Raw genomic sequence first — 22,573 nt, 5'->3', positions numbered from 1 at the left:
CGAGAAGCCGCTACTCGTTATTTTATATAAATAAAAAAATCCGTCCCTATGCTTTATCTATCGCGATAAGGCATAGGGACGGATTTTCCGCGGTTCCACCCTATTTGTCACAACATGCGTGACCACTTTTACGTGTTACATTGCTCCAGAGTGCCTTCCTAAGTTTAACCTGTTCAGCTCACACCCTCCTGAACTCGCTGTCTGGCAATCTCCTCAGTACTACTCTCTATCCACACAAATTGATATTTAATTCATTTTAATATGATACGCAAAAACAGACAAAATGTCAATTAAAAATAACGTATAGGATGTGCTAATATCACTGCTTCACAATCAATTATTTAATTGTGCAACAGCCTCTTTTCAAAATAGTGCAATCCAATCAGTGGAGCGACTAGAAGTTTTCACAAGGAACGATGTCTATCAGAACATATTGGTTTTGAACCCTTAGATCTTCCCCTGCCAATCACTCATCTGTTTCAAAAAACGTTTCGATTTAATATAGTAACCGCCATGTGTTTCATAGTATTGATCCATGATAAGGTGAAGGATTCTCTTATTTTCAGCTTTTACTGAAATATCACCGATGCGTTTCATTTCAACCCAAAGAAACAATTTCATTAATTTAATTACCTGATCTGGAACAGAGATACTGTTTGGATCTACTGCTAAACATCTCCTGCATAATAAACCGCCATTATCAATGGAAAAAGCCTTCAATTCCTCTGGATTGCCACAGGACACACATTGTGTCACTATTGGCGCGATTCCAGCCTCTCGATACATTTTCCATTCATACATCATCGCTAATACTTCAGGATCTTGCCCATCATTAATACGTTCTGCGGTCTGTAACAATTGTTGAAAAATAAAGGCGCTATATTTCTTTGGATCGATCAATTTATCTGTTAATTCTGCAATATAACTCATATAAGCCGTCTTAAAGATATCTTCACGAATTTTGCGAAAAGAAGAAATGACTTCCCCTTGCTGGATGGCTGCCAAATTAGATCCTGGCTGAATCAAATAAGAACCATGAATAAAAGGCTGCGTAATTGCAGCCATACGACTTTTTGTTTTTTTAGCACCTCTAGCAATAGCGCCTATCTTCCCCAAAGTAGGTGCTAATAATGTCACAATCTTGTGTGTTTCTCCATAATCCTGTGTTTTGAGAATGAAGCCTTCCACTTTTTCAAACACAAGCTTCACCTTACTTTCTATACCGTTAAATGTTACTCTTCCACAATCACATCATCTTCTATATTTTCGTCTTGCATTTCATCAGCTTCTATTTCTTTCATCCATAAATAAGCTTCAATATTCCCTGTTTGACTAAAGACTTTCCATGGTACATCAATCATATTAAACCTCACCTTTCCTTCCATAATCTGTGATTTTTTTTAGAAGAAAGCATGTTTATGTTTCGCAGCTCTGACAGATCACGACCAGTAATCTATATCAGTCGGAAACATAATTTTGTTCTTAATCATGATGCTCATCTAATGTTCCTCTATAGTTTTTCCACAAGAATTGATTAAATGAGTATTAATATTTACCATGTATCAAATAGCTATTGATAAGAAATACAGTCAGACTATGAGCCACGGGAAGTACTTCTAATACCTACAAGCAAGTGTTGTTGCTTCTAAATTGGCATATGATCTGCAGCCTTAATCAATATTCGTCTTGATTAAAGCCGAACTCACGTAATTGATGCGGCCGGTTGCGCCAGTTCTCTTGTACTTTGACCCATAACTCCAAGTATACCTTAGAACCTAGAAGTTTTTCGATGTCTGCTCGTGCCCTCTGACCAACTTCTTTAAGCATTCTTCCTTGCTTCCCAATCACAATACCTTTTTGAGACTTTCTTTCCACGATAATCGCAGCTTGTACCAATATTTTTTCATCATCTTCACGCTGCTGGATTTGTTCTATTACTACTGCAATCGAGTGCGGAATTTCTTCACGGGTTAACTGCAATACCTTCTCGCGAATTAATTCACTAATAATGAAACGTTCTGGATGATCTGTTACTTGGTCCTCCGGATAATACTGCGGACCTTCAGGCAGATGTTCTGTCAGAACGTCCATTAAGTGCCCTACATTATTCCCTTCCAAAGCCGAGATTGGTATGATCTCTTCAAAAGAATAGGCATTTCGATATTGCTCAATCATTGGCAATAGCTGGTCAGGGTGAACCAAATCAATCTTATTAATGATTAAGAAAACAGGTTTTCTTACGGACTGTAGTCGATCAATTATAAACTGATCTCCTCTTCCATAGCCTTCTTCGGCATTGATCATAAACATGATCGCATCGACTTCATCTAAAGCGTTTTCAGCAATTTTAACCATGAAATCGCCCAACTTGTGCTTTGGTTTATGAATTCCAGGTGTATCAATAAAGATAATCTGTTTCTGCTGATCGGTATAAACACCTTGAATTTTATTTCTTGTTGTTTGCGCCTTATCACTCATAATAGCAATCTTTTGACCGATTACCCGATTCATAAAGGTCGATTTCCCTACATTTGGTCGGCCAATAATGGCGACAAAGCCTGATTTAAATTGATTTTGCATCTCTTTGTTCCTCCGCTTAATTTCATGTTGCATTGCTTATTATTATCATACTATATTTTTGATAGTAATTCATATCTTCGACAAAAATAGTGGTGTTATTTAAAAGGGATGTTTAAAAAGTTCGATAAAAAGAACCATCATCGGTTACGCTCGCAACATCATGTGGTCACACGATACTAGCACATCATGAACGTCGGCAAGCTAAAACTGTAACATCCTGCCCCAACGCTTCCAATAGTACATTCTTTATGTCAAAGTAAAGGGACAAGACAGCACAGTTTTGAGTAACGAATTTGAACAAGATGTGTTGATTTCTACGATACCCTCACGATATGGGGAATATAAATAGAAATTACACTATCGCCAACTTCGCCATTTGCATTTTGTTAGATTTTTTGAACAACCTTTTACAGAACGTTGACATATGACCAATCACGGCTAACTAAAAAAAATGCTGATTCCTTTTGGCAGGAAAATCAAACAAGCGATGACAACAGCAAATACAGCCGTAACTAATACAGCGGCTGCCGACATATCCTTGGCAATTCCAATTAATTCTCTTTGTTCCGGTTCTAAATGGTCTAACGCTCTTTCTAATGCTGTATTCATCATCTCCATACTAATAACAGCACTCATTGCCAAGCAGATAATCGCCCATTCTATTATCGTGATAGATAGAACAACACCTGCTATCACGACAAGAATAGCAGCAATCAGATGAATTTTTATATTTCGCTCTGTTAATACAGCCATTCTCAGCCCATTCAGCGCATAACGCAAACCAAAGTGTAATTTACCCTTTCCGCGAGAGCCCGAAATCATTCAGAATCTCCTCTTGTCTTGTGAACATTTTCTGTTCATCTTCTTTATTCATATGATCATAGCCAATTAAATGTAACAGACCATGTACAGTTAAAAATCCTAACTCTCTAGTGAATGAATGGTTGTATTGTTCTGCTTGTTCCGTAATCTTATCGACCGAAATAATGATATCTCCCAGCACGACGGGTAATGCCGCGCCAGTAATCGCAAGTTCCCCCTCCACTTGTTCTTCTAATGCAAAAGATAACACATCAGTCGGACGGTCGATCTGACGAAATTGTTTATTTAATCGATGAATTTCATCATCATTGACAAACGAAATAGATACTTCAGCCTCTGGGCTAATATCTTCCTGTTCTGCTGCATATAGGAGTAATTGTTTGACCAATTCCATGTGTTCGTTTGAGATCATCCCAGTCTCATCATTGAAATCAATTTCCATGCCGCTCCTCCTCATCACTCGGATATTGTATTCGTGAATGGTACATCCCTTTTAGTGTTTCTTCAATCACAGATTTTATTTTCTCTAAGTCTTTAAAAGTTAATGAACTCTCATTTAATTGACCATCCAGTAACCGATCTTCCAAAATAGAATTGACAATCTTTTCAATCGATTCTTGATCTGGGTTTGTCAATGAACGTACTGCGGCTTCAACAGAATCACAAATAGACACCACTGCTGCTTCTTTGGTTTGCGGTTTCGGCCCTTCATAGCGAAAGGCGGTCTCATCCACGTTGTCTTGATGTTCTTTCGCCTTGTAGTAGAAATACTTTAACAAGGTTGTTCCATGATGCTGATAGGCAACATCGATGATTTCTTTTGGTATTTTAGCTTCTTTTAGTATGTTGGCACTGTCTTTTGGATGCTGTAAGATAATTTCTGCACTTTGGTAAGGATCTAAGTAATCATGGGGGTTTTTCGCCCCCATTTGATTTTCAATAAAATAGTGAGGCCGGATCGTTTTACCTAAATCATGATAATAAGCAGCAACCCTGGCCAGTAATCCATTTGCTCCAATCGCTTCACAAGAAGCTTCACTTAAGTTGGCTACCATAATACTATGATGGTAAGTACCTGGTGCCTCCATCAGCAATTTACGCAGTAATGGATGATTAGGACTGGAAAGGCTGAGCAATTTTGTATCAGACAACAAGCCCAAACCAGTCTCAAAGAAAGGTAACATACCAATCGTCAAAACGGTTGCCACAAAGGCTGAAAAGATACCGTATCCGCCAAAGATTAAATAATCAAGCCATGAATATTTCTCAAACGAAAGGAATATAAATAGACAGATCACCATGAGATTAATGCCAGCTACCGCAACACCGCTTTTAATAATGGCACTCCGGTCTCTAATCAAATTCAAGAAGAAAATACTGGCCAATTGCGATAGTACCAAATAGATACCCGCTTCTATATTAAGGTGACCCGGAATATTTCCGTTAAAAATGACACTGCCGATAATTGCATATAAAATAGACATCGTAAGGGCGTATTTCTCATTAATCAAAATCTTGATTAACATGGAAAACGCCGCGATCGGTGTTAACCAATATAAAGGATTGGTTGTTGTTGTATAAATGCTGAATACTTTCATCAATAGGGCGAGAATAATCGTTAATATCGTTAAAGCAAGCAATTTGCGTACCTGAAATTCCTGCTGCTGCCTGCTGTTTTGGATAAGAGCAAATAGGAAGATACCAATTAACAACACCAGCACAACCAAACCGATTACAGGGTAAAAGCTTTCCTTCTCATTCAGCAAACCTGTAAGCTCTAATTCCTCATAAATCTCATTTGTAATCAACTGACCTTCTTCGGCAATAACTTCTCCAGCCCGAATCATGACTGGTTCTACCGTGTTTCTTGCTTGCTGTTGTGCCTGATTCGTCTCTTCCAATGAAAAAAAGGAATTAGGCTGAACACCAAAAGTCATTAACGGTTCAAGAGCCGTCACTAAAGACTCATCTAACGTAGAATAGCGAAGTTTCTGCTGAACAGTTTCTATCGCTTGTTCCACATCTTCCGTTTTAATACCATCATGGTAAACATCATATAGGGCTGAGGTCAATAATTCTTTCGTCAGTACCCTTGTCTCCTCTGGTGTTTCAAATAGGGTAGCGAAGTTATCACGATTCATCTGAGCATATAGATCCTCATTGATAAAGGCTTCCAAGTAGTCAACCTTCTCCGCCGTTGAATCAAATTCAACTTTCTCATCCCCTACTTCTATATTACCGGAATTAATTTCCTGAATTGCTTCAAATAATTCATTGATATATGTAACCTGTTCTTCAGCGACCTCAGGCATCACTTCATAGTGATCTTCTACAGACTGAACAGCCTCCCGGATACGCCTCTCGGTTTCTTTCGCATTCTCAATCGTAATAGGGGAACGAATCGTTTCTTGCGCCGAAGAGAACTTCTCGATTTCATATGTTTCCAAATGGACATTGTCATAAGAAACGCCAAACAGCACAGCCATCATGATCAAAATACACGCAGGGATCTGTAAGGCTTGATTCCGAAACAAAGACAGCCCTCTATGTTTGATAAATGTCACAAATCGCATCGATTCTCCCCTCATTTCTGTACTCTATCTTTACCCCGTGATTAGTCTTCATATGCTTCAATAATTTTTTGTACAATTGGATGGCGTACCACGTCAGATTGGGATAAATAAACTAAACCAATCCCCTTCACATCCACCAGCTTCTGCTTAGCCTCTATCAAACCTGACTTAACTCCTTTGGGCAGATCTATTTGCGTGACGTCTCCGGTAATCACCATTTTAGAACCAAATCCAAGTCTGGTCAGGAACATTTTCATTTGGGCATTTGTTGTGTTTTGTGCCTCATCTAAAATAACAAAGGCATCGTCTAATGTACGTCCTCTCATATAGGCAAGAGGCGCTATTTCGATCGTTCCGCGTTCAATAAGCCGTGTAGTATGTTCGGCTCCCAACACATCATGCAAGGCGTCATATAACGGCCTTAAATAAGGGTCAACCTTCTCCTTCAGGTCTCCTGGCAGGAAGCCAAGGCTTTCCCCTGCCTCCACTGCCGGACGTGTAAGAATGATCTTCTTTACCTTGCCGTTCTTCAATGCATGTACGGCCATAACGACAGCTAAATAGGTTTTCCCAGTACCTGCAGGCCCTATTCCAAACACCATATCATTTTGCTTAATCGATTGCAGATAATGGCGCTGCCCTAGGGTTTTTACGCGAATCGACTTTCCTTTAGCATTTTTGGTAATTTCATCTTCAAATAACGTTGCCAATTGATCAATTTTATCTTTCTTTGCAAGATCTACTGCATAAACAACATCCCGCTCAGAAATGGTAATGCCTTTTCTAATAATAGCCAACAAACCATTTAGGACATCTTGAATCACTGCTATATCATGAGTATCGCCTGAAACACTGATTTGCTCTCCCCTGGATGTGATTGATACTTGTAATTGTTCTTCCAGTTGTTTCAAATGGCGGTCTTCTGTACCAAATAAAGCTAATGCCTCATTTGGATTTTCTAGGTGTAAATCAATTATTTTTAAATCTTCTGTCATATTCAATCTCCTTGACTAATAGGTTGTTTCGTTGCAATGTTTTCCAGTACTGAGTAATACAAAGTTAATTTAACTTTACCATTCTCTGCCGATTCGTGCAAAACTTTTTCATCTATTATTTTTGTTTTTGGAGGAGTTGTCCTGCTTAATTCTCTGCGAGCCTGTGCCAAGGCTATCTTTCTTGCTTGTTCCGCTTCCATTTGCTGTTTGGTGATTTCTGTCTGATAGATCGTCTTCTTCGTATAGGTGACCGGTAATTTCCACTTAAGGAAGTAAAAATCTTTTTCTTCTGATTCAATTTGATATTCGGAAAAAGAAGGCTGTTTAAAATTCCAAATGGGTAAAACAATATCTTTGAATTGTAAATAATGTTTTTTTTCGTTTATCCCTTTCATTAACTGTAGTTCTTGTTCCATTGGAACCGTTACTTCTGATTTGTACCAAACCTCAGCAAACACTTCCCCTTCTGCACCGACAATCGTGCCTGAATTCGTATCCTCTTCATCTGATGAATGAAGAAAACCGGAAACCAAGATATCACCTGGATATACGACATCATTGGTTTGGACCATAGGTTGTCCCTTTGAAATAAATAAGTTTGCCACTACCCCCTCTTTGGTTGCCACCAAATGCCCCGGAGGAGTGGGCTCTTCTTTTTCTACGATTGTCTTCTCTACGCCCTCTAGATGATAAGCTGACCCTGTTCTTTTTACACCGACCCACAATAATTCAGGGATATCAGCCAGTAATTGCTTTTGAATATTCCCTGGTGAGGTTACATTCCATTGAAAATTACCCGTTTTGACACCATATTCCTCTAGTTGCTGACTTACCTTTTCCTCGATCTCTGCATCAAGCCCGGTAATATCCACTCTCCAGATTAGATTAGAAAGCATGAAAATAAATATAATCACGACAAGAAAGCCAATAATTAACGGTCGCTTCTGATTCAGCTGTTTCATTGTAAATGGCAGGCCTTTCCGGCTCCCAAAGGATAATTTATATCTCGTCTTTCGCCTGATCTGCCGTACTTTCATTACATCTGCTAACTTTATTCTACCACACGCAGTCTCTTTATCATGTTTGATAATATTCCATGACATAATTTGGTGCTTTGCTAATATTTGAAAAAAAAGTTCTGGATGTGCTCCTTTCACCACAATCGTAATATACCCAGTCAACCAATTTTTTTTGATAAAAAACATGTACGTCCCTCCGGCTCCTTGCTTTATTTCTCGTAATAAATTCCACTAATTTCGCCCTCTAATAAAATATCTTGGGCAATCATCATTTTTAACACAAAGCCTTTGCCTTTGATGCGGACATGCCCTTGATGAACTTTTAGTAATAATTCTTCAGAAGAAAAAATAATAAGGCCTTGATGATTTTCAATATAGGCATGAATTGTTCCTATCGTTGTTATACGCGGTAGCTTTAAGGTGACCTCAGAAGGCAGATCAAATATCTGTGTAATCGAACGCATGATGCTCTCTTTGAGTTTATTTTTCTTCACTAAATCTGAGCCTCCCCTCCATTTTATTCTATGAATGGAATAAGGAATAAGAACATTGAATTATACGTGCATTTAAAAGTTTGTTATCTAAATTAAAGGGGAATGCGCTAACAATATACGAGGTAAAACGACAGCTATACATGCTTTGCAAACATATAGAAGGAGAGTCATTTATCACGATCCGGATAACTCATTTAGGAGGTAAATATAGAAGAGGTCGTTATATAGAGGAATGGCTCGTAATGATTCAGCCTTAGTTTTTTATACTATAATCCATAAACTTTTATGCTTTCCTATAGTACAACAAAAAAATCGGAAGCTGATCTGCTGTAGATCTGCCTCCGATTTTCCGAAAATCATGTTACAGTTTGATTAAGAAGTAATCCATCCAATCTTTTTTGACTAGCGGTTAAAACGTCCATAGCGTCTTTTTTGATAGGCTCTTGGCGGGCCTAAGACTTCTGACATGATAATGCCTTGGGCAATACCTTTACTTGTCAAATTGTTTTTAATCGAGAAGGTACCTTCATATACCTTCGGATTGGACTTGTTCACTTTCTGATCAAGCTTGCCTTCCAGCTCCTGATACTTAATTACCTTATCATTTTGCGTCTGTTCACGCATTTTCCTTGCTTGTTTCAGTTTGTCTTTTAAGTCTTCCATTTGATCCCGTTTTTGTTTGGTATAAGGATCCTCGCCTATACGACCTATTTCCTGTCCGGATCGCGCCATCATTTCTTCAGCTTCCTGTTTCCAACGCTCCTGGTCTTGAGTCTGTGTCTGATAGGTTGATCGTTGGGCCGTCTGAGATTGATGGTTTTGTTGCTGCTGCACCGTTTTAGGCCGACGGGCTTGTTGCTGCTTCTGTTGTTCCTCACGCTGCTTACTCATATTCATAATCCAGAATATGAATACAAGGATCGGAATGATAAAACTAAATATTCCTTCCATCAGCATCTTCCTTTCAAAGACTGCCTATCAGATAATGGATAGGAGAATTCATACTTACTTGTCATTTTCATCATTATCGTTTTCAGTCAGCTTACCGATAGACTCACGCATATCTGTATCGGCATCGATATTCTGATAATTCATATAATCCATAACACCCATTTTGCCAGAACGTAATGCTTCTGCCAAGGCTTGCGGCACTTCTGCCTCTGCCTCCACAACTTTCGCGCGCATTTCCTGAACCTTTGCAACCATTTCTTGCTCTTGTGCAACGGCCATGGCACGGCGTTCTTCGGCTTTTGCTTGGGCAATATTCTTGTCTGCCTCGGCTTGATCTGTTTGCAGGATCGCACCAATGTTCTTACCGATATCCACATCGGCAATATCAATCGAGAGAATTTCAAAAGCTGTACCAGAATCAAGACCTTTACTTAATACGGTTTGAGAGATCATATCTGGATTTTCTAAAACTTGTGTATGAGCATCCGAGCTACCAATCGTACTTACCACACCCTCACCTACACGGGCAATAATGGTTTCTTCACCAGCACCACCGACTAAGCGGTCAATGTTAGCTCGAACGGTAATACGCGCTAATGCCTTCACTTCAATACCATCCATTGCAATACCAGCAATAAAAGGTGTCTCAATTACTTTTGGATTTACACTCATTTGTACGGCTTCTAATACATCCCGGCCTGCTAAGTCAATCGCCGCACAACGTTCAAAGCTTAATTCAATATTTGCACGTTGGGCAGCAATCAATGCATTTACCACTCGGTCTACGTTACCGCCTGCTAAAAAGTGACTCTCCAGCTGATTGGTGGTAACCCCAATTCCCGCTTTATGTGCCTTGATTAAAGGATTGATTACACGTGATGGTACAACCCTTCTTAAACGCATCCCTACTAGTGTAAAGATACTTACCTTCACCCCTGCAGCCAGCGCACTGATCCACAGCATTACTGGAATAAAAGTAAAGAGAATGGCTACTGCAATTACAATTAGACCAATAATAATTATGGGAATAATAATATCTAAATCATTGTTCATACGATATTTCCTCCTTATATCTATTGTTTTATTTTCAAGCGTTCCATGCAATGATGGCCAGTCGCTTCTGAATAACCTCTGTTTACTGCACTATTAGTAACCAGTCCAACGGTTGCCTACTGGGACGCTCTCATTTTCACTGCTTCTAATACATTTTGGCCATCTAAGTCCATCGATGCACAACGCTCAAAGCTTAATTCAATCTTTGCTCGTTTGGCTGCAATCAATGCATTAACCACTTGGTCGACGTTACCGCCTGCTAAGAAGTGGCTTTCCAGCTGCTTGACGGTTACCTCAATTCCTGCTTTATGTGCCATAATTAATGGATAAATTACATGTGATGGTGCAATCCTTCTTAAACGCATCCCTACTAGTGTAAAGATACTTACCTTCACCCCTGCAGCCAGCGCACTGATCCATAGCGTTACTGGTATAAAACTAAAAAGAATGATAACCGCAATAACAATAATAATGGACAAAATTAAACTTCCATCCATATAGTATTTTCACCTACTATCTAGCGTTTTATTTCACTTACTACTATACGCGAACCTTCCACTTTTATGATTTTAACAGGTACATCGGCATTAATAAAGCCTCCATCAGAAACGACATCAAGCCTCTCGTTATCAAAGACTGCTGTTCCTGCCGTACGAAGCGGTGTAGCTGTAACTCCTTCTCTACCGATTAATTCATTACGGTTTACGGTCGATACATAACCTAACTCTGCGGCTGTAGGATCGGATAAAATAACTTTTCGGAAAATACCTTTCTCTAAACCAATCGTTTTGAATAACACAACGGCTACAATAATACTCGCAACTAGTGCAATAGCAATACTCATCGCCATATGACCTACATCATCAGATGACATAAACAACGCACCAACTATTGCACCTAAACCAAGGAAGCCTAAGATGCCTCCCGGTGTAAAGATCTCAAGAATAATCAAGACAATTCCGAGCAGAAGTAATAACAATGTTTCGTAGCCTGCCAAACCAGCTACCATATGACCATAAAAGTAAAAGATAAGTGAAGCTATTCCAATGGAGCCAGGTATACCGAACCCAGGTGAGTAAAGTTCAACGATTATGCCAATACTAGCGAGGGATAATAAGATTGGAACAACGACTGGATGCGTTAGAAATCGTGCTATCCCTTCCGCAACAGTCGGGCTTGTTTCGACAACTTCTGCACCTGATAGAGATAATTCATGTAATAATTCCGTGCGGTGACTGACAATCGCCTCTGCGTATCCAACTTCAACTGCATTATTGGCATCTAAGGTCAAAAACTCACCCACTGGAGCGCCATACTCCGGTAAATCGATCTGCTCATTGGCCATTGCTTCCGCATATAAAGGGTCCCTGTCTTTAGAGGCCGCTGCACCTCTCATACTAGCCAGCCAAGCCGATTGAGCCTTCTTATCAGCTGCATTGCCATCACCAGTAATAACACCGCTTGCCCCCATACTAGTTTGCGGCTTCATAAAAATATTGTCCGTATTTAAGGCGATATAAGAACCAGCTGACAAAGCCCTTACCGTGATAAAAGAAGATGTTTCTATCTCCAAATCCTGCAATATTTCACCAATATTCTCTGCTGCATCGACACGGCCGCCCGGTGTATTGATTTCAAATATGACATGATCCGCATTTGCCTCGACTGCTTCTGAGGTGGTTCGTTTCACAAATGCTTCCAATCCGCGCTCTACTTCATCAACAATCGGGATGACATACACCAGCTTACCTTGGCCATCCTCCTCTGCTGAAGCGTGGTTAGATGGAGCAAACATGAAAAAACTTACTGACAGCAAAACGGTGCACCATACAAAAAGGAGCTTCTTCAAGCATGTTCCTCCCTTCTATCTAATCTTTCCGCCACCTACCCCTTATACGTATCCTATGTATCATTGGTTTCAAAAAAAAGATATTCCGATAAACTGATTTTAACACAAACATCATCGACAAGAAAGGGATATCAAAACGAGTGATGAGGTGAGCTGCTCATTGGTGCCATAATAAAAAACCCTCAGCTGTAATTAGCCAAGGGTTCTTGGGTGAATGAATACGTTCTGTTCATTTTATGATAAGTTCTTTTGAACCAATTGATTCACTCTTGCGCCATCTGCCTTACCTTTTACTTTTGGCATCAAGCTGCTCATTACTTTCCCCATATCTTTTTTAGATTGGGCTTGCACTTCATTGATCGTTTGAACAACAATTTCTTCTAGTTCTTCTTCTGAAAGTTGTTCTGGCATATAAGCTTGAATAACGACAATTTCTTCTTCCAACTGACTTACCAGATCGTCGCGCCCAGCTTGTTTAAATTCGTGGAGGGAATCTTTTCGTTGCTTTAGCTCTCTTGCCAAAACGGTTAATTCTTCTTCCTCAGACAATGAATCTGTTTGTAACTTGATGGCCTCATTCTGCATCGCAGCTTTCACCATACGAATAACACCTAATCTTAACTTTTCTTTCTTCTTCATCGCCTGTTTCATATCTTCGTTTAATAGTTCAACGATCGCCACTGCTTACACCTTCTTTAAAATTTACGCTTTCTAGCGGCCTCTGATTTTTTCTTACGGCGTACACTAGGTTTTTCATAAAATTCACGCTTACGGTATTCTGATAATGTACCAGACTTTGATACACTACGTTTAAAGCGACGAAGAGCATCTTCTAGTGACTCGTTTTTACGAACGCGAGTTGTGTTAGACATGCAAATTTCCCTCCCTCCGAAGCAAACAACAAATTAATACAACATACATTAAAATACATATGTCTCCTTGCAATTATAATATAACCCCTTTAGTTGGTCAACAGGTATACACAAGAAAATAGCGATTAAACTATATTTATCTATCATTATTAAAAAAAGTAAAAATTTTTTTGAATTCCGTTCAGAAAGGCTGTTGTTCATACTATAAATAGAAATTATCACCATTATCAGGTCGAAATCGAAATGGTTTTTCAAAAAGAAGTAAGTTGTCTTGAATACGCACAGAGATGGCACTCCCTTTATATGTTTTGTTTAGAAAGAGAGTGCCATCCACTTAGGTAAGGGACTATGGTTTCCTTTTTGATGAAAGGAAGATCATTTACTTTGTCTCAGATTATATAGAAGAAACTGTTGAATCATCCATGATGCGAACAAAAGTACCTTCACTGTATGGATAGCCGGCCTTGTCAATCTTTACACGCACAATCTCACCTATTAGATCACGGCTTCCCTCAAATTTCACTTTCAAATAATTATCAGAGTACCCTACTAAGATATCTGGGTTATCGTCATCAAATGTTTCCTCTGGAATAACTTCCACTACTTCCTGTTCATATTGTTTAGCATAAGCAAGTGCTTGCTGGTTGGATTGCTCTACTAATGCTTGTACACGTTGGTTTTTAACTTCTTCATCTACTTGATTATCCATTCTTGCCGCTGGTGTTCCTGTCCTGCGTGAAAAAGGAAATACATGCAACTCAGAATAACCAATCTCTTTAATGAAATCAACTGTTTCCTGGAATTCTTGCTCTGTTTCACCTGGGAAACCAACAATAACATCGGATGTGATCGCTAAATGCGGCAGAGCCCTTTGAATTTTTGCTACTCGCTGCTTATAAAATTCTGTTGTATATTTACGTCGCATCCGGGCAAGTACTGTGTCAGAACCTGATTGCAGCGGGATGTGCAAATGCGGAACGATTTTCTCTGAAGCGTCCAACACCTCGATCACTTCATCTGTAATTTGACTGGCTTCAATAGAGGAAATACGGATCCTTCTTAAGCCAGGCACTTTTGTCTCTAACTCACGCAATAATTGGGCAAAATTATAATCTTTCATATCTTCCCCATAGCCGGCAGTATGAATACCTGTCAGCACAATTTCTTTATAGCCTGACTCAACTAATTGACGTGCTTGTTTGATAACGTTCTCCGGATCACGGGAACGTAATAACCCTCTGGACCAGGGGATAATACAGAAGGTACAGAAATTGTTACATCCCTCTTGGATTTTCAGTGAAGCACGTGTACGATCTGAAAATTGCGGTACATCCATTTCTTCAAATATTCGATTTTTCATTATATTAGCTACACCATTAATCGGTTGGCGGTGTTCCTGGTGTTCTTCAATGTATTGAATCATTTTACCGCGGTCTTGTGTACCCACAACGATATCTACACCTGGGATCTCCATTATCTCTCCTGGTGATGTCTGTGCGTAGCAGCCAGTTACACAAACAATAGCCTCTGGGTTATGACGAATAGCCCGGCGGATAATTTGCCGGCTTTTCTTATCCCCAGTATTGGTTACGGTACATGTATTAATCACATAAACATCGGCATGATGATCAAAATCGACACGTTCATAGCCGGCAGTCTTGAATTTCTGCCATATCCCCTCTGTTTCGTAATGATTGACTTTGCAACCAAGTGTAAATAGACCTACGGTTTTCAGTAGCTTTTCAGCCATATATATTTCATCCTTTCGTTATTCTAATAGGTTTTTTACTGTATCCTATAATATCATAAAAAATCAGAAATAGAATACAAAAGAACTTTTCTATCTTCCCTTATCTAGGTACTTTGTTTTTAGTAATGAAAGATGTTTTAAACTTGCAAGAAAAATAAGCCTCTTGCTTAATTGCTAGAGGCTGTATCTCACTTTATTTTAAGAAGTAGCTTTTTTCTTCTTTGAGACTGTCTTGGCAGTAGTTGCTTTCTTTTTGGTAGTTGTTTTCTTCTTCGTTTTTGATTGGTCTTTTTTTGCACGATTTAATGATTCTTGGAGTGCGTCCATTAAATTAACCACGTTGTCTGGTTTCACTTTAGATACTCCGCCGATCTCGATTTCCTCGTTATTCTTTTTAGCTTCAATCAACTCCAATAAAGAAGTACGGTAGTTATCTTTATATTTTTCCGGTTTAAATTCGGTTGTAAGCTGATCAATTAAGAGTTTAGCTGTATCAATTCTTTTTTGCCAACAGCTCCTGACTGGGGACGTTGGGAACATCACTAACAGCTCAAACTTCATCGGGGTAATGAATTGTTTCAACCACGATTGCGTCTTCATGTACTCGAATTACTGCCAATTGCTCTTTAGACTTTATCATCATCTTGGTTATCCCTATCTTACCAGTATCCTTTAATGCTTCTCTCAATAAAGCATATGCTTTTGAGAATTGTATCTCTAGTCCTCTTGCATCCATTTCAAAATCAGAATCTTCATCTTTATAGTTCAAAAAATTTACAACCCGTCTTTTGTCATTATCAACATGCTGCGTGTGATTATGTCGAAATTTTGTTAGACTATCTTCAAAGTTTTCGCTTAGTTCATCGGTGTCCATACCTAATGCTTCTCCAATTAACATCGTGGTTTCATAACCTTCTCCCTCAAAATTATTATATGGTTGATTTGAATTGATTACCACGAAATACATCGTTGAATAACTCATTGTATCTTCCTGAGCTCCAATTCTAAGTTCGGGTGATTCAAATAATCGCAAATTCCCTCCAACAACATCTACTGTACTATCATCTATTACTTCAACAGAATCCGATTTACTGGCTAGCTCATTAAAGCGATCAATGAATTCTTTAAAGGCAGGATCATCTTCTAACATACTATGAAAAAGACTTGTGTTGTTAGACTCCTCTGTTCCAGCTTCATTGTTATTCTCGTCGTTACCTTCGTTCTCTGATTCACTTTCTGTTTCCTGATTATTCTGGGTATCTCCATTTTTGTTTTAGAAACGATGTCTAAAGCGTGATTTTGAACTATTTCAGATACTTTCATCTTTTGATCAACATTCTCCCAAAGCGTGTGTTCCAGGACAAGGAGATCCTTTAATTTGACCTCTTGCCTCTGTTCAGTCAAGGCTTTCGCCTGTAGGAAGTGACTGTTTGAAACGCCTGTTTGAAGGGTGAATAGCTTCATCTTTTAAATCATTTCTCATTACTGATAAAGCATGAAAGACTTCATCTGGAATAGCGACCATAAAAAGGGGATTTGGGGGTAATTTCCCTCCACCCTTCTATCCTCAAAGGCGAGGGCAGGTTGCCCATACGCCTCTGTTTCTATGAGAAGGCCCTGTCAATGGGTCAAGGCTAATCTTCTGGTACTCATGTATCCTCCTCGATGTGCAAACGGCCGAGCGGGCGCGCCTTTAGTGCGTTGATGTCAGCGACGTCGCCATCGATCAGGCCTCGTTGCACGAGGGTGTCGATAGCCCGGCCGCGTAGCATCAGGAGGCGCTTCACAGTCTTCTCGTCAAGATCCTCAAGAGCGATCTCCTGCACCTTCGCCTCCGGGCGAGGCGACATCTGCACGAGGATGAACAGTGTGACGGCAAGACCCATCATCACGTAGGTCGGCACCATCATGAGACCCATGTCCACACCCTCGCGAGCCGCCAGCATGTACGCCACGGGAATCCCGAGTGCGCCGAACACGAAGATGATTGTCATGGTCAGGCGTATGCCGGGCGTCCGCTTGCGCCCTTCCCGCACCCAGTCCACGAGCAGCACCACCACACCGAGTGCTGCGATTGCGTAGCAGATGGCAGCGAAAGGAATGTCTCCCGCGTCCCGAGGGGTCATACGCCCAAGACGGATTGCACGGTCATCGCCCAGCAGCGCCGCAAACCCGCCGATCGACGCCATCCAAGGAACAAATCCGACGAGAAACGCCCAGATCTTCTGTAGAGCCGAGCTCTTCGTCCACTCGGACGCATTCGTTCGCTGTGCGACCACGTGGGCTTCCAACACATCGAGGCCGTGCGGCTCATATCGAGACACCTTCCGCGCCCACATGGGAGGAGACAGTGGGTCCGGTCCAATATCAGGCAACATCATCTGCACGCTCCCATGAAGCCTGTAAAGATTCATACGATTTTTCCTGGTGTCTTTTATCTTCCAGTGCTTTTCTTGCTAATTCTTCATTATCTTCAATGTCCTTTCCCATATCTCTCGGGTATTGTTCTAACATTTTGACCGGAACTTCTTCCTTATCAATCATTGCATTCAATTCCGAACTGACAATGGTTTTCATTCTATTATATAATTGAAACATACAAATCCTCCTCTTAGAATAAGTAATGTACGATTCGTGCACAATATGAAATACGATTGATTTCGCAAATAGTTTCCTTTGAGGCGTTTCTCTGGATAGTTTAGGAAACAGACATTTATTCTTAAGTGCTTTTAGGTATGTTTTTGAAAAATAATGTGGTAGCTATTCGGTATTATTCAAAGGAGAAAATCAATAAAAAGGACTTTTGAGGTAATTTCCCCAACCCTTCTATACTTTGCCACTACTAAATCCTGTAGCAATCATAAGTGAGTTTACTAGGGGTCATCCAAGCGTGTAAAAACTTACAGTTTTGGGTGTATTTCCGTTCATCAATATATATCATCCTTTCATTAACATTCAAATATAGTTTATCCGTATTTATGATATCACAAATTGTTTGAAATAGAATACAAAAGAACCTTTCAATCTGCATCTATTAGTTGAAAGGTTCTTTCATCATTCATTAATCAGTTCAATTTCCAATTTGCATTTTTCAAATGCTCGTCCCATTTCCTTCACGTATTACATACTTTCATAGTCATTCTTCTTCCATGTTATCAATTCACTGTGTCCATTAACTACTACTTAATAACCGTTATAAAATAATGAATGCTAAAAATATAGAATCAGATTGGAGGGAATACATCGTGGTCTACTCTCTGATGTGGATATCGATGCAGCCGACAGTTGGCCACTTGGAGCAATCTCAGATCACGAAAACGAAAGCATTCTGATAAGAATCTAGCCACAGACCTGGAGTGAGCACGGGAGATACTAGGTGTTGCAGGAAGCGCACGCATTGCTTGTCACGATATGCAGAATTAAAACAATTATTAAAAATCAAGGCATTTCGTTTGAAAGAAAACATCTACTACAAATGAAACCCGATTCCTAGATCACAATTTATAAGCAGCGTTTATTCTAGATTGACCAATTTAACCGTACAATTTCCAATCATCGTTATGAATGGCGAGCATGCATTTATGGATTATTATGGACAAGGTTCACTTAGATTGATTTAGTGGATTCTAAAGCAATTATTGCTTATTTCAGCTAAAGTAATGGATCAGCGTTCTATTTCTCAATAAAGGTTAATCGACTGCTTTACTGATACCCGGTAAGCAGTAAAGAAAGAAGAAATGCTCATAGAAGTCTGCCTGATCATGGTGGAATACTCCTTTGTTCATTATTTGAAAAGTTTTTTATGGAAATATATTAATATATTATCATATGTTTTTGCGTAAAGATATATTATACAATCACTGATACGTCGTCTTTTCCATCTATAATCATCATAAATAGAAAAAAAAGTCAACCTACACCATTGAGATAAATGATGTAAATTGACTTTTACACTTAGTTGCATATCCTATCTGAAGTTAAGCCCCTTCTACCATATCTCGTCTTTTATAACCAAAATAACCGATAATCAGTAGAACAATGCTGATTCCAGTTAAAGTTATAAAAATGGGTGCATCAAAACTGTCCATCGGCATTTGTGGAATCCAGCTTTGTACAGCTGTTTTCGAGAACCAATCCGGTAAATCCAAAATACCGCCAAAGTAATTTAAGATGAAGGAATAGCCAAGATATGCATAGACTATTTTTCCTAACTTCGGTGCCCAGCCAAGGGCTAGCGTTGCAAGTCCTGTAAAGAACAGCACAGATGGCAGAAAGTTATAGCCCGCTGCGAAAAAATCACCCATATCAATGGTTGCACTGTCCCCCAAGACCGAGATAGCTGTTCCGCCAAGACCACCGGCAGCTAATAAAATTCCGATTAACCCGGCAAAAACAGCTAAACCAATTGTTGTCCAGTAAAGTTGCCCACGAGTTACTTTCGTTGCGTGAAGCTGACTTAAATGTAAACGACTCTCTTCAGCGAAAAGCTTATTAACGACAGCAATCGGCAGAATAGATACTAGACCAGTCATTACCATCATAATCGTACCAGTAAAGGATTCTTCAATAGAAAATCCGGATTGAGCAAACATCTGCTTCATCATCTCATTACTTTCCAAAAAGGTTTGCATATCCCCATAAATGGAACCGTAAGCTGCTCCCATCACGACAAAACCAATCAGCCAGCCAATGATGACTCCTTTATTAATCTTGATAAACAGTCCCCGTACAGATAATAGAGATTTTTTCGCGCTTTCCCGGCCTTCTCTTTCAGGAAGATACCCTGCTCCCATATCACGCCCGCCTTCCAGCGTAAAGGCAAGGACTACCATAGCTATACTGAAAATCAAAACAAAAACAATCGGCAGCCAGTTGTTTTCTGTAAAAGGATATGTCAGATATGTCCAACTAAGCGGATTGAACATAGATAAATCTACATTGGAGACATCTGTTCCTGCCCGAATAATATAAAGCAGTCCAACGATTCCCAGCGCTGAACCAGTTGCACTGGAAGCGGCCGGCATAATCTGTGCCATCACCAGTCCGATTACTGCTCCAATCACACCAGCCATTCCAACAGATGCTCCAAATAACAAGGAACCTTGGACAGAAAATGTATCTACATTAAAAACGATGAGCAGACCGCTAATAAAAAGCGCCAACAGAACATTAATGACTACAACCTCTGCCATTGCCGCGAGTGAATTTGCCTGCCGTCCAATTTGAAATGAGCGCACAAGCTCTGTCAATCCAAGATCTTCTTCCTTACGTGTATGTCCTATCACATGTAAAACAGCCATAATCATTGCAAACAATCCGCAGAATAATAACATTTCATGCGCATACATCGCACCTATTGTATAATCTGCTGCTGTTTCAACCGGGGTTGGGCCAACCATAGAAATCATTGCCGGATTTTGCAATGTTTCAAACATCCCTATCAAACCTTGTCCTTTTGCTATTTCTTCAAAAGCAGGCACAAAGCCACCTGAAAATAAACCAACTCCTAGAATCCAAAAAATCATTTTCTTCCAATCACGCTTTAAATATTGCCAAAATAGTATATCCCAGCGTGCAAATTTTTCTTTCATTATCCTTTCACCTCCCTGTCAACGATTATCCTTCATAGTGGCGCATGAATAAATCTTCTAGTGTCGGCGGAACAGCTTCAAACTTTGTGATGCCTAATTTGATAGCTTCTTCTAAAATATCGTGGATGAGTTGATTATCCGCAGAGAATGTCGCTTGATTATCCTTCTGCGTAAAATCATGTACACCTTCAACAAATTCCATGCTTGATACGTCACCTTCTGTTGACAATGTTATCGTAGAACGGGTCAAATGACGTAATTCATCGAGTGTGCCTGTTTCTATAATTTCTCCTTGACGGATAATGACAACCCTGTCGGCTAAACGTTCCACCTCACTCAAAATATGAGAAGAAAGCAAAATAGACTTCCCTGCTTCTTTAATTTTTTCTACCTCTTCCTGAAAAACTGCTTCCATCAATGGGTCAAGACCGGAAGTCGGTTCATCAAAAATATATAAATCAGAATCAACAGACAATGCCGCAATCAAACCAACTTTTTGCCGATTCCCTTTGGAGTAACCTTTGGCTTTTTTCTTCGGGTCCAATTCAAAACGTTTAATTAAATAATCACGTTTTTGCTTATCGCCTCCACCGTGCAACTTCATAAACAAGTCAATGATTTCCCCGCCTGTCAAGCTCCCCCAAAGTGCAACATCACCAGGCACATACGAAATGCGTTTATGAATTTCCAGACTTTCTTTCCAAACGTCCTTCCCAAAAATTTCTGCCTGCCCGGCATCACGCTTAATAATGCCCAATAAAGTACGAATCGTTGTAGATTTCCCAGCCCCATTCGGCCCGATAAAGCCAACAACTTCTCCCGCCTCTACTGTGAACGTCACACCTCTTAGTGCTTGAAAATTACCAAATTTTTTCTGTAGACCTTTTAATTTCACAATTTCAGTCATAACACTGACACTCCTTCTTTAAAAAATGGCTATCATGTCATAACGTGCTTTCCGGTTTAAAAAGAAGTTTAGAATAAACCATTAATGGATTTATGGTTCACATTAATTTATAATAAACATCCTTTTAAACTAAAGTTCATTTATAAGTTCAATAATAGTCCTTTTTTTTAATATAGTCAATGCAATAAAACTATTTTTTATTTGCTAGTTCATAAATTGTTATATATAATAAATAGGAAGAAATATGATTATGAGAAGAAATTTTTTAAATGATATATAGAAAGTAGGCTTAATTATGAATGGTTTCCAAAAACGGACAGAAGAAAAGAAAATTCAAATTTTGGAGGCAGCTTTTGAATTATTGAATTCAAATACTGGTGAAGGAAATGTAACGATGGAGCAGATTGCCAAACAGGCTAATGTCGGAAAAGCTACCCTCTTCAAATATTTTGGCAGCAAGGACAATCTTATTCACGAAGTTTTTCAACACATGTTCAATCAATTGATAGGAACAGCAAAAAAAATAATGGCTGAAAATAAATCTTTTGAAGAAACGCTGATTGCATTAAGCCAAAATAAAGTCAGCATGTTAGATAAAATTAGTCATCCATTTTACATGAAAATGATGGATTTTTTCACGAAAAAGGATGAACATGGTTTATCTTTGATGATGGAGAAATTTAACGAAGTAAATTACGACATGATGCTGGATTTATTCCATCGAGGGCGTAAAGAAGGAAAGGTAGACTTAAAATATTCGGATGAATTTCTGCTGCTATATTTCCAAGCGATTGTAGAAGGCATTTCCAACCCGAATATTTACGAAAAAATTGCTCCTTATACAGAAGAATGGACGGAGATGCTCATTAAAGGGATTGCTCCAAATAAGAAAAAGTAGATTTGTTCTTAAAATGAAAATACGCTAAACCACAAAATCAAAACCACCCGTGAGTGGTTTGTTAAGGAAGACACATTTATGTACAAGTTTATCAATATGATCTGTACACACTTCTGCTTTAATGGGGAGTGTAATATTAACTGTGTAAGTAAGAAATGCGTACGGTTTCTTACTCACACAGTTTTTTATTTGGTAGAATAAAAATATAAAGCTAAAGGA

Annotated in this window: 21 protein-coding genes and 2 pseudogenes; 1 reads left to right on the top strand and 22 read right to left on the bottom strand. The window is 39.4% G+C overall.

The window, feature by feature from the left end; translation table 11 throughout:
* Window positions 1-447 precede the first annotated feature (447 nt).
* The 22 genes and pseudogenes from recO to JOD18_RS00010 form a co-directional block, all read right to left on the bottom strand.
* Complete coding sequence (recO, locus tag JOD18_RS00115) at window positions 448-1,200, bottom strand: DNA repair protein RecO (RefSeq protein WP_204666855.1); 753 nt, start codon at window positions 1,198-1,200, stop codon at window positions 448-450.
* Between the two features lie 32 nt (window positions 1,201-1,232).
* Window positions 1,233-1,361: a YqzL family protein gene (locus JOD18_RS00110; RefSeq protein ID WP_204666854.1), complete on the bottom strand. Its 129-nt coding sequence runs from the start codon at window positions 1,359-1,361 to the stop codon at window positions 1,233-1,235.
* Between the two features lie 313 nt (window positions 1,362-1,674).
* Complete coding sequence (gene era / locus JOD18_RS00105; protein WP_204666853.1) at window positions 1,675-2,580, bottom strand: GTPase Era; 906 nt, start codon at window positions 2,578-2,580, stop codon at window positions 1,675-1,677.
* A 438-nt stretch (window positions 2,581-3,018) separates the two neighbouring features.
* Entirely contained in the window at window positions 3,019-3,402 is a 384-nt protein-coding gene (locus JOD18_RS00100) for a diacylglycerol kinase family protein (RefSeq protein ID WP_204666852.1), read from the bottom strand.
* Window positions 3,374-3,844, bottom strand: a complete 471-nt coding sequence (gene ybeY, locus JOD18_RS00095; protein ID WP_204666851.1) for an rRNA maturation RNase YbeY — start codon at window positions 3,842-3,844, stop codon at window positions 3,374-3,376. The genes JOD18_RS00100 and ybeY overlap by 29 nt, the downstream gene beginning before the upstream one ends.
* Entirely contained in the window at window positions 3,834-5,975 is a 2,142-nt protein-coding gene (locus JOD18_RS00090; protein ID WP_204666850.1) for an HD family phosphohydrolase, read from the bottom strand. Before JOD18_RS00090 ends, ybeY begins: the two co-directional genes overlap by 11 nt.
* 41 nt (window positions 5,976-6,016) lie before the next feature.
* On the bottom strand, window positions 6,017-6,970 hold the full coding sequence (locus JOD18_RS00085) for a PhoH family protein (RefSeq protein WP_204666849.1): 954 nt from the start codon (window positions 6,968-6,970) through the stop codon (window positions 6,017-6,019).
* Window positions 6,971-6,972: 2 nt separating this feature from the next.
* Entirely contained in the window at window positions 6,973-8,175 is a 1,203-nt protein-coding gene (yqfD, locus tag JOD18_RS00080) for a sporulation protein YqfD (RefSeq protein WP_204666848.1), read from the bottom strand.
* A 23-nt stretch (window positions 8,176-8,198) separates the two neighbouring features.
* Entirely contained in the window at window positions 8,199-8,483 is a 285-nt protein-coding gene (gene yqfC / locus JOD18_RS00075) for a sporulation protein YqfC (RefSeq protein ID WP_338029467.1), read from the bottom strand.
* Between the two features lie 402 nt (window positions 8,484-8,885).
* Window positions 8,886-9,434 (bottom strand): hypothetical protein, encoded by a 549-nt coding sequence (locus JOD18_RS00070; RefSeq protein WP_204666847.1) that lies wholly within the window; start codon window positions 9,432-9,434, stop codon window positions 8,886-8,888.
* Between the two features lie 54 nt (window positions 9,435-9,488).
* Window positions 9,489-10,487, bottom strand: a complete 999-nt coding sequence (gene floA, locus JOD18_RS00065; RefSeq protein ID WP_204666846.1) for a flotillin-like protein FloA — start codon at window positions 10,485-10,487, stop codon at window positions 9,489-9,491.
* A gap of 131 nt (window positions 10,488-10,618) precedes the next feature.
* A pseudogene (locus JOD18_RS00060) lies at window positions 10,619-10,984 on the bottom strand (flotillin-like FloA family protein); the annotation flags it as partial.
* 20 nt (window positions 10,985-11,004) lie between these two features.
* Window positions 11,005-12,282, bottom strand: a complete 1,278-nt coding sequence (locus JOD18_RS00055; RefSeq protein ID WP_204667169.1) for an NfeD family protein — start codon at window positions 12,280-12,282, stop codon at window positions 11,005-11,007.
* 288 nt (window positions 12,283-12,570) lie between these two features.
* The gene (locus tag JOD18_RS00050; RefSeq protein ID WP_204666844.1) at window positions 12,571-13,017 is read right to left on the bottom strand and encodes a GatB/YqeY domain-containing protein; all 447 of its coding nucleotides are present in this window, start codon (window positions 13,015-13,017) and stop codon (window positions 12,571-12,573) included.
* A gap of 14 nt (window positions 13,018-13,031) precedes the next feature.
* The gene (gene rpsU, locus JOD18_RS00045; RefSeq protein WP_018931586.1) at window positions 13,032-13,208 is read right to left on the bottom strand and encodes a 30S ribosomal protein S21; all 177 of its coding nucleotides are present in this window, start codon (window positions 13,206-13,208) and stop codon (window positions 13,032-13,034) included.
* Between the two features lie 394 nt (window positions 13,209-13,602).
* Window positions 13,603-14,958 (bottom strand): tRNA (N(6)-L-threonylcarbamoyladenosine(37)-C(2))-methylthiotransferase MtaB, encoded by a 1,356-nt coding sequence (gene mtaB / locus JOD18_RS00040; protein WP_204666843.1) that lies wholly within the window; start codon window positions 14,956-14,958, stop codon window positions 13,603-13,605.
* A 198-nt stretch (window positions 14,959-15,156) separates the two neighbouring features.
* Window positions 15,157-15,664, bottom strand: a pseudogene (locus JOD18_RS24095) (Ku protein); the annotation flags it as partial.
* 437 nt (window positions 15,665-16,101) lie between these two features.
* A complete protein-coding gene (locus JOD18_RS24915) occupies window positions 16,102-16,422 on the bottom strand; it encodes a hypothetical protein (protein ID WP_204666842.1) in 321 nt (106 codons plus the stop codon).
* A gap of 185 nt (window positions 16,423-16,607) precedes the next feature.
* Window positions 16,608-17,339: a hypothetical protein gene (locus tag JOD18_RS00025; protein WP_204666841.1), complete on the bottom strand. Its 732-nt coding sequence runs from the start codon at window positions 17,337-17,339 to the stop codon at window positions 16,608-16,610.
* A complete protein-coding gene (locus tag JOD18_RS00020; RefSeq protein WP_204666840.1) occupies window positions 17,326-17,556 on the bottom strand; it encodes a PspA/IM30 family protein in 231 nt (76 codons plus the stop codon). Before JOD18_RS00020 ends, JOD18_RS00025 begins: the two co-directional genes overlap by 14 nt.
* Before the next feature lie 1,379 nt (window positions 17,557-18,935).
* On the bottom strand, window positions 18,936-20,549 hold the full coding sequence (locus JOD18_RS00015; RefSeq protein ID WP_204666839.1) for an ABC transporter permease: 1,614 nt from the start codon (window positions 20,547-20,549) through the stop codon (window positions 18,936-18,938).
* 25 nt (window positions 20,550-20,574) lie between these two features.
* Complete coding sequence (locus JOD18_RS00010; protein WP_204666838.1) at window positions 20,575-21,456, bottom strand: ABC transporter ATP-binding protein; 882 nt, start codon at window positions 21,454-21,456, stop codon at window positions 20,575-20,577.
* A gap of 295 nt (window positions 21,457-21,751) precedes the next feature.
* Here JOD18_RS00010 and JOD18_RS00005 point away from each other — a divergent pair, with 295 nt between their 5' ends.
* Window positions 21,752-22,354 (top strand): TetR/AcrR family transcriptional regulator, encoded by a 603-nt coding sequence (locus JOD18_RS00005; RefSeq protein ID WP_204666837.1) that lies wholly within the window; start codon window positions 21,752-21,754, stop codon window positions 22,352-22,354.
* Window positions 22,355-22,573: the final 219 nt, after the last annotated feature.

This window comes from Gracilibacillus alcaliphilus (assembly GCF_016909015.1).
GTDB classification, from domain to species: Bacteria; Bacillota; Bacilli; order Bacillales; family Amphibacillaceae; genus Gracilibacillus; species Gracilibacillus alcaliphilus.
Note: the sequence above shows the minus strand (reverse complement) of the source record. Positions and strands in the feature narration are given on the sequence as shown.